This is a genomic window from Acidiferrobacteraceae bacterium (genome assembly GCA_037388825.1).
Classification (GTDB): domain Bacteria; phylum Pseudomonadota; class Gammaproteobacteria; order Acidiferrobacterales; family JAJDNE01; genus JARRJV01.
In genome coordinates this window covers 1-6156 of sequence record JARRJV010000089.1, presented here as the reverse complement: position 1 = coordinate 6156, position 6156 = coordinate 1, and the positions used below count along the sequence as shown (strand labels likewise).

Sequence of the window (6156 nt, the reverse complement as noted above, 5' to 3'; positions counted from 1 at the left end):
TTCGTGAGGATCTGTACTATCGTCTGAATGTCATGACGCTTCGCATTCCACCGTTGCGCGATCGCGTGGAGGATATACCGGATCTTCTGGAGTACTTCACCGAGAGCCTTTCGGCCACGCTCGGTGTTCGGCCGTTCCGTTTCGACCGCCAGGAGATAACTCGCTTGCAGGCTTACCGTTGGCCGGGCAATGTGCGCGAGTTGCGCAATGTCGTGGAACGAGCCCTGTTGCTGGGCCGGTTTCCCGCGGAAAGCATTCCGGCGACGGGCCAGCGAAACGCGTCGGAGTCACCGACCGGGAACGCTGGGCCATCCACGGACTGGACTCTGGCGGAGGTCGAAAAATATCACATGGTCCGCGTGCTGGAGGCGTCGGGCGGAAACAAGTCCGAGGCGGCGCGCCGGCTTGGCGTATCGCGCAAGACCATGGAACGGAAGCTGCGGGCCTGGAGCGAACATGCGGATCCGGAGCCCTAGCCCCTTGGGCGCCTGACCCCATGCGTCTCCGCAAGCGCCTGTTCGGCAGGGTCCGGCAAACGCTGCGGTACCAGCTGGTTGTCTACATTCTCTTGCCCGTCTTCATTGCCGCGGCCCTTGCCATCGGCGTTACCGGGTACTGGTTCTTCGATTTCACGCAAGACAACCTGATGCGAAAAGTGCGCGGGGATGCCTATCTCGCCCAGTATGCATTGCGCCAGGTAGAACGAAAGCGCTACCTGGCCGATCTGCAGCGTTTCGCCGATTCCTTCGAGGTCCGCACGGCAATCGCCCGGCACAACGTTTCACGTCTGGAGCAGGAGCGCCGGGATTTCATGAAGGAGCACGGCTTCACCTTCGTGCATATCACTGGCCCCCTGGGACGGTGGTTATACGAAAAGGGGTCGGGTCCCAAGGCCACCAGCAAACCCACCTTGCTCACGGCGCGCGCGCTGCGCAATGAACCGGGCGTCGCGCTCGAAGTCTTCAATCGTGATGATCTGGCGCGGGAAGGTCCGACGGTCCTTGCCCGGGTGGAGGAGCTCAAGGAAACCGGCCAGGACTGGATCCCGCAGGGCCTGGTTCTGCGCGCGGTGGTGCCCATACGCAATGCACAGGGCAAGATCTTCGCTGCACTGGACGGGGGCGTATTGTTCAACGGTCGGTCGGAGATTCTGAAGGCCGTGCGTGAGCAGGTGTATCGAACCGGGACCCTGCCGGCGAACTCGCTCGGGCTTGTTGGAATTGCGCTGGACGATGTTCGCATCGACAGTAGCGGTACGTCCGGCGCGAAACCCGACGTGTTCTTCGGTACCCGCGTGCGCGACCAGATTCGGGATGCAGTTGTGGGGGCGGGCAGGGTCGTGGTCGCCCGCGACTCCGTCGGCGGCCGGACCTATCTCTCCGCGTACGCGCCCGTGTACGACGTCCATGCGCAGGGGGTGGGCATGCTACAGGTTGGATTCGACGAAGCGCCGTTCCGGTCCATCTACTTTCGTGCCGTGGCCCTGTTGTTCCTGATCGTTGCTACGGTCACGGGGATCGCAACGGTGCTGGCATTCCGGGGCGTGCGCTTCGTAACCACTCCGATTGAAAAGATTACCGGAGTCGTGCATGCGACCCGGACCGGTTTTGGGCGTCGGATCGGCCCGGTCGAGTCCGGCCGCGAAATCCGGGAGCTGGCCCGTCAATTTGATGCCATGCTGGACCTGTTGCAGGAGCGCGATCAGGAAATCCGGCTCGCGGCCTCCGAGCTGGAGACCAAGGTTGAAGTGCGGACCCGGGAACTTGCGACAAAGAACCTGGATCTCGAAAGGAGTATCGCGCTCCTCAATGAAACCCGGGAGCAACTTCTGCTGAACGAGAAGCTGGCCGCGTTGGGAGAAATGGCGGCCGGCATCGCGCACGAGATCAACAACCCCGCATCGGTTCTGGTAGGAAATCTGGACCTTATGGTGCGGGACCTGGGTGATGCCTCGGAGCCGGTGAAGCAGGAGATCGAGGTGATGGTGCAACAGGTGGACCGGATCCGGCATATCGTGAATAGTCTGCTGCAGTTCGCCCGTCCCGAGCAGGCGCTGGGTGTGACGAGCCGTGCTGACGTCAACCAGGTGGTGCAGGACACCATCGGCCTGGTGCGCTACGCTGCTGACGCGAAGGCGCTGAGCCTGCAAGTGCAGCCAGGTGCCACGCATCCGATCCGGATCGATGTCTACGAACTGCAGCAGGTCTTGGTCAACCTTGTCCTGAATGCGGTTCATGTCCTGGAAACCTCAGGCAGTATACTGATTACGACCCGGAACCTGGACAACGGCGGCGTCGGTATCGATGTCCGGGATAACGGGCCGGGCATCCCGTCGGAAAACCTGCCCCGGCTGTTCGATCCTTTCTTCACGACGAAATCCCGGGGTAACACCGGCCTGGGCCTGGCCGTAAGCTACGGGATCGTGCGCCGTCACGGCGGTGAACTCAGCGTAGAGACCGAACCTGGCAAGGGGACAACCTTCCATATCCGCTTGCCGGCCGACGACGCGGGGGCGGATATGCGGGCTTCCGAATACCCCGCCCGATCTGGCGCAGTTTCTGCAGTGCCAACCAACACCAAGTGAACACAGGAGCAGGAAAATGGACAAGAGCGTGATCGATCAGGAAAAGCTGACTACCGGCATTCGCAAGTTTCTGAAAAAGGTTGGTATCACCTCGCAGCTGGAGATCGAGCGCGCGGTACAGGAAAGACTTGCCGCGGACCAGTTGCGGGATGTCGATTCCGTACAGGCGCGCATGGTGCTGACCATCCCGGCACTCGACATGGAATACCGCATCGACGGCGATATCGATCTGCACTGACCCACCAGCCTGCGGCGTTATTCGGACCAGATCAGAAGCCCGGTTTCAGACAGGTTGTACCCGCCGAGCAGTTTGGCCAGGTGCTGGCCTTCCGGGCCACGCAGGTAGTCCAGCAGTTTCTGAAACAAGGTCCGGAAGTACACGCCACGGTAGAGGGCAAGATCGTATGCCTCCCAGCCGATGGGCTGAAACTCGAGACCGAACTCCGTGGCCGCGCCGCGAACCCCGGGTGCGACGTCGGCGTGTCCCATGGCGATGAGCGAGGCTGCCTCGCGTTCGGAACCCGCGCGGGTGGTGACGTGCAGGGTGGACCCGTCGATGCCGTGGTCGGCGAGAATCTCCTGCAGGAATCGCTGGGAGCCGGCACCTTCCTGGCGCATGGCCCAGCGCGCCTCGCGCGCGAACAGTTCCCGCAAGTCCAGGCCGGTCTGTGGGTAATCGGGAGAAACCATGAGGCCCTGTTCGCGAAGAAAGGCACGGACGAGGACCCAGTCGTGATGTTGCGGATACTGGCGGATCAAGGCCGGATGCCGCCGCCGGCTTTCGTCCGCTGGCCCCCAGTGCATGGCACAGATATCTGCCCGGTGCTTGGCCAGCAGCGACAGGCCGAGTTCGGTCCCCGTGCAGGTGTAGCTGATCAGGGCGTGGGCGCGCAACTCGATGGCCAGGCTGGAGATGGCGCGCGCGAGGAGCGGATCATCGCTGCCGTTGATCAGAAGGCGATCGGTCAACACGCCGCCATGGCTTGATTCCAGTACCCATTGGTCCACCAGCGCCCGCGGAAACAGCCATTTTCCCGTCACCTTGGTTGCGGGAATCTTTCCCTCACTGACGAGGGCGTACACCTTCTTCTCGTTCAGGTGAAGATAGCGAGACACCTGGCGCACACTCATGAAACGCGGCGGTTCCCGATCCGCCTCCCGGGTCAGGGAGTCCGTCCGATCGGACTCAACGGGTGCATCGCCAGTGGCCTCAGGGTCGCCGGCCGCTCCCGGTTTCAGGACGGTCGCCACCGGCGCGTTCTCGCGCGCGCTCATACCGCCCCGCGGACGGGCGGGGTACGGTCGAATTCGAAACGGTCGCGCCCGTTGTAGACGAGGAAGTGCTGTCCCTTCGCCCGCGCGATCATGAGTACACCCAGTTGTTGTGCGAGTTCCAGACCCATATGGGTGATGCCGGAACGCGACAGCAGCACCGGGATTCCCATTTGGGCCGTCTTCATGACGATCTCGGATGTGAGGCGCCCTGTGGTGTAGAAGATCTTGTCAGCGCCAGAGAGATGCTGCAGCCACATGCGGCCGGCAATCGCGTCGGCGGCGTTGTGCCGGCCGACGTCCTCGATGAAGATCTGTACCTTTGCTCCCTGGCACAGGGCGCAGCCATGGACTGCGCCGGCCTGGCGATAGATCTCGTTGTGCTGCCCGATCGCGCGCAACAGGTCGTAGATCAGGGATTGGCTTATGGTGACCCGTGGCAAACGGATGTCGTACAACTTGTCCAACGTACAGCTGAACACCGTGCCCTGGCCGCAGCCGGTGGTGACGGTGCGGGTGGCACGTTTTGCCTCCCAGTCGACGATGCCGTTTCCATGTGTGGTTGCGACCGACACGTTCTCACGATCCCAGTTTACTTCTACCGAGCGGATTTCCTTGATGTCCTCGATCAGACGCTGGTTGCGCAGATAACCCAGAGCAAGCTCCTCGGGGTGCGTTCCCAGGGTCATCAGGGTCACGATTTCACGACCATCCACCTTGAGCGTGAGGGGAAACTCACCGGCGATGTGCAGGTCCCGGGGGGTCCCGTATTCGTCGAACGCGATCACGGGATGGGTCGGCGAAAGACCCGAGTCGCTCATGTGTGGCTGGTAGGCGCTGTGGGCTTTGTTCATGTCATCCCCCGGTCATGTTCATGTGGCGAAGGATTACCGGCCGGGAGGATAGATCGAAGTCGTGCCCCTTAGGCTTGATTGCCATGCTGGCAACGATCGCTCTCTTGAGCGCCTCGATGTTCCCCGGTTCGGCACGCACGATTCGTTTCAGGTCGACGCTGTGCTCCTGTCCCAGGCACAACAACAAACGCCCCTCCGTGGTCACGCGTACGCGATTGCAGGACTCGCAAAAATTGTGGGAGTGGGGCGAGATGAAACCGACCCGCGTGTCACTCCCGCGAATCCGGAAATAGCGCGACGGTCCGCCGGTGGTCTTGGTGGTTCGGACCAGATCGAATCGTTGTTCAAGATCGGTCCGGATCCGGTCGCTGGAATAGAACAGCTCGCCCCGGTCATGGTCGGTGACCACGCCCAGAGGCATTTCCTCGATGAAACTGATGTCGAATCCACGATCCATGGCGAATTCCACCAATGGAACGACCTCGTCATGGTTGCGGTTTTTCAGGACCACTGTGTTGAGCTTGATCCGCTCGAAGTCGGCGTCGCGTGCTGCCTCGATGCCGCGAAGGACCCTGTCCAGATTGCCAACGCGGGTGATGTGGCGATAGCGATCGGGCTTGAGGCTGTCGAGACTGATGTTGACCCGTCTCACGCCCGCGTCGCGCAGATCCCGCGCCCAGTGAGCAAGTTGCTGGCCATTGGTGCTCAGCACCAGTTCGCCCAGACCCGGCAGTTGTGCGAGCTCGCGAAACAGCCAAATCACGTTCTTGCGCACCAGCGGTTCACCACCGGTGATCCGTATCTTGTCCACGCCCAGTTCGGTAAAGGCACGGCCGATCTGCCGGATCTCCTCCAGGTCTAGAATCTGGTCCCTGGGCAGGAACGTCATCTTCTCGTTCATGCAGTAAACGCAACGCAGATCACAGCGGTCCGTCACCGATATCCGCACATAGTGGATTCGGCGACCGAAACGATCGACGAGAACCGCGGGCATCGGGTTCATCACAGTCATGGTTCCACCACGAACGATACGGACATGGACCTCCGCCTTGCCGGATCAAAGTCGGGTATGGGCGGAAAGTGCAAGATACATACCCTTCCTGCAACGCGATGGCGTCCTTGCAATGGCCGCGTCGTGGGGGCACTGGAACAAAGATTGAATGGGACAAATTGATCCATGCACGCCAAGCTTGAGCAATATTGTCCCAGCGACGGCGGTGTCGGGTCGGCTCCAGCCGTGATTCGGCAGGGAAACCGAGCGAACATCCCGTGGTACGTATATTGCTGTTTCATGGGCGAGCGTAATTCGTCCCGTACCACAACCGGGCATATCCGCATGAACCAGACAAGCGGCAGCGAGCGGGAGAGCTTTCCCGTTTCGGTGATCCTCGAGCGGCGCGAGATCTGCGCGATGCGGGCGTGAGACGGGTCAACATCAGTCTCGAC

Annotated in this window: 7 protein-coding genes; 4 read left to right on the top strand and 3 right to left on the bottom strand. The window is 61.5% G+C overall.

Translation table 11 applies throughout. The features are described from left to right. The 3 genes from P8X48_12005 to P8X48_11995 form a co-directional block, all read left to right on the top strand. Positions 1-476, top strand: a 476-nt coding sequence (locus P8X48_12005; protein MEJ2108028.1) for a helix-turn-helix domain-containing protein, incomplete at its 5' end; no start/stop codon positions are given. 20 nt (positions 477-496) lie between these two features. Then, on the top strand, positions 497-2584 hold the full coding sequence (locus tag P8X48_12000) for an ATP-binding protein (GenBank protein ID MEJ2108027.1): 2088 nt from the start codon (positions 497-499) through the stop codon (positions 2582-2584). A 16-nt stretch (positions 2585-2600) separates the two neighbouring features. Beyond that, complete coding sequence (locus P8X48_11995) at positions 2601-2822, top strand: DUF6494 family protein (protein ID MEJ2108026.1); 222 nt, start codon at positions 2601-2603, stop codon at positions 2820-2822. Between the two features lie 17 nt (positions 2823-2839). Here the strand turns inward: P8X48_11995 and P8X48_11990 are convergent, their stop codons facing one another. The 3 genes from P8X48_11990 to moaA are packed head-to-tail and all read right to left on the bottom strand — an operon-like array spanning position 2840 to position 5722. Further along, entirely contained in the window at positions 2840-3859 is a 1020-nt protein-coding gene (locus tag P8X48_11990; GenBank protein MEJ2108025.1) for a helix-turn-helix transcriptional regulator, read from the bottom strand. Then, positions 3856-4710 (bottom strand): formate dehydrogenase accessory sulfurtransferase FdhD, encoded by an 855-nt coding sequence (locus tag P8X48_11985; GenBank protein ID MEJ2108024.1) that lies wholly within the window; start codon positions 4708-4710, stop codon positions 3856-3858. The genes P8X48_11990 and P8X48_11985 overlap by 4 nt, the downstream gene beginning before the upstream one ends. A gap of 1 nt (position 4711) precedes the next feature. Continuing rightward, a complete protein-coding gene (gene moaA, locus P8X48_11980) occupies positions 4712-5722 on the bottom strand; it encodes a GTP 3',8-cyclase MoaA (protein ID MEJ2108023.1) in 1011 nt (336 codons plus the stop codon). Positions 5723-5887: 165 nt separating this feature from the next. On the opposite strand from moaA, the gene P8X48_11975 reads away from it, so the two are divergent. Then, positions 5888-6133 (top strand): hypothetical protein, encoded by a 246-nt coding sequence (locus tag P8X48_11975; GenBank protein MEJ2108022.1) that lies wholly within the window; start codon positions 5888-5890, stop codon positions 6131-6133. Positions 6134-6156: the final 23 nt, after the last annotated feature.

Coding starts and splice junctions, on each gene's coding strand:
- P8X48_12000 (MEJ2108027.1), top strand. CDS start 497: ATGCGTCTCCGCAAGCGCCTGTTCGGCAGGGTCCGGCAAACGCTGCGG.
- P8X48_11995 (MEJ2108026.1), top strand. CDS start 2,601: ATGGACAAGAGCGTGATCGATCAGGAAAAGCTGACTACCGGCATTCGC.
- P8X48_11990 (MEJ2108025.1), bottom strand. CDS start 3,859: ATGAGCGCGCGCGAGAACGCGCCGGTGGCGACCGTCCTGAAACCGGGA.
- P8X48_11985 (MEJ2108024.1), bottom strand. CDS start 4,710: ATGAACAAAGCCCACAGCGCCTACCAGCCACACATGAGCGACTCGGGT.
- moaA (MEJ2108023.1), bottom strand. CDS start 5,722: ATGACTGTGATGAACCCGATGCCCGCGGTTCTCGTCGATCGTTTCGGT.
- P8X48_11975 (MEJ2108022.1), top strand. CDS start 5,888: ATGCACGCCAAGCTTGAGCAATATTGTCCCAGCGACGGCGGTGTCGGG.